Genomic DNA, 1,631 nt, shown 5'->3' on the forward strand with positions numbered 1-1,631 from the left:
CAGATAAATAATTATACGCTGAAATTCATTCTACCATGCCTTAAGCATTTATGACAGTGAAACTTTTGTGAAGAAAGAATTATGTCAACCTAAAGCAAGTCAAAGGGCCTGATTCTTTTTACTCACTACCGACGCGCTGTCGGCTGTATCACCGCCGAGCGGCCGGGCCGGGGCAAAATCAGCTTCCGCGCCCGCCGCGAAGACCCGATCCTCCGAAGTGCTCCACACCATCGTCGGCGCCGCCCACACCGCGCACTCGGCGAACCCCGGCCGAACCGACGGGCCGAACCGCGGGTCGTACGAGGCCTCCGCAGGCGGCTGCGCGGCGAGCTTGCCCAACCCGGCCAGCGCGCCGCCCCCGGGATTGCGGGTGGAGAACAGCTGCGGGCGTTCGAGCAGCCATCCACCCGGTTCCGGATGCGTGCGCAAGTAGCCGGACATGGCGAATTCCCACGGCACGCCCTGGGTGTAGAGCCAGCGCAGGTGATTCGTGCGGATCACCGGAGTCGGCAGCCACTCGGCGGCCGCGCCGTTGACGGCGCGCGCCCGCAACAGCGCTTCGAGGGTGAACACGGACAGCTGGGTCAACTCCGTGACACCACCGCGGCGGCCGAACACCGGCAGGTAGTCGGCGACCCCCTGCCTGCCGAACCAGTGCTGGATGTCCCACACGGAACGGGTGCGCACTCCCGAGCCGAGCGCGTCGCCCACGGCACCGCCGAGCAGCGCGCCGCGGAACCGCTCGGACCAGCTCAGCTCGGGCGGCTCTCGGCGCGACACCGCCGACGTGCCGGTGTTCGCGAACCTCGAGGTGTCACCGCTCATCCCCAGTCTCCTGTCGGGTCACCGTGCGGGGCAGCGCTTGCGTCCACGAGCGCGGGCCGTGGAGCGCCGGTCGGGAGCGGAGCCGGTCCGATCCCGAGACCTTCATCCACATGTTGCCGCACGGGCACGACGATCTGGGCGGCTCCCCCGGTGGATCGACGATCGAATTGCCCCGCTCCGGCGAACGCCGGAGGACACGAGGCGTCCGCCGGCCGAGCGAGATCTTGCTCACCGAGCCAGGTGGTTCGCGCACCGAGCCGGGCCGCGGAAGACGCCGGAGCTGAGCCGGGCAGGGCCTTGCTGCCCAGCGTGGATGCCGCTTCCGACGCTCTGCGCGGCGATCCGAATCAGCGCTCGCCCGGCGCAGCCCACGGCGCGCACGACCGAGCTGCCGCGTCCCGGTTCCGAATCACCGGAACGGTTGATCGACAACGGGCCCGGCGTCCGGCGCCGCTGTCCCTCAGCTGTCGCACCACGCACCGATCAGAAGGAGTCGGCGGCGCGGTCCGTTAAAGTCCGATCCCGTGACCGACCCACGGCCCGGATCCGCCGGGCTGGACCTGCACCTGGACTGGTCCGGGCGTCCGGACAGCAGCGGTCTCGCCGAAGCGCTGCGCACGGCGATCCGGGACGGGCGGCTGGCGGCTGGGACGCGGGTGCCGTCGACCCGGGCGCTCGCCCGAGACCTCGGCGTCGCCCGCGGCACGGTGACCCGCGCGTACACCCAGCTCACCGCGGAGGGTTTCCTGCTGTCCCGGCAGGGCGCCCCCACGACCGTCGCGGAACGGCTCCGCACCGGCGAGAGC

2 protein-coding genes are annotated in these 1,631 nt (G+C 70.0%); one reads left to right on the top strand and one right to left on the bottom strand.

Annotated elements, in window-relative coordinates; genetic code table 11:
- Positions 1 to 99 precede the first annotated feature (99 nt).
- Complete coding sequence (locus tag IJH84_RS14815; protein ID WP_295145435.1) at positions 100 to 825, bottom strand: ADP-ribosylglycohydrolase family protein; 726 nt, start codon at positions 823 to 825, stop codon at positions 100 to 102.
- A gap of 524 nt (positions 826 to 1,349) precedes the next feature.
- Between IJH84_RS14815 and IJH84_RS14820 the strand changes: the two genes are divergently transcribed.
- On the top strand, positions 1,350 to 1,631 hold a 282-nt coding region (locus IJH84_RS14820; protein WP_295145437.1), incomplete at its 3' end, for a GntR family transcriptional regulator.

The organism is Saccharopolyspora sp., assembly GCF_017434145.1.
GTDB classification, from domain to species: Bacteria; Actinomycetota; Actinomycetes; order Mycobacteriales; family Pseudonocardiaceae; genus Saccharopolyspora_C; species Saccharopolyspora_C galaxeae.

Excerpts from the sequence above, each read along its gene's own strand:
- IJH84_RS14815 (WP_295145435.1), bottom strand. The coding sequence starts at position 825 with ATGAGCGGTGACACCTCGAGGTTCGCGAACACCGGCACGTCGGCGGTG.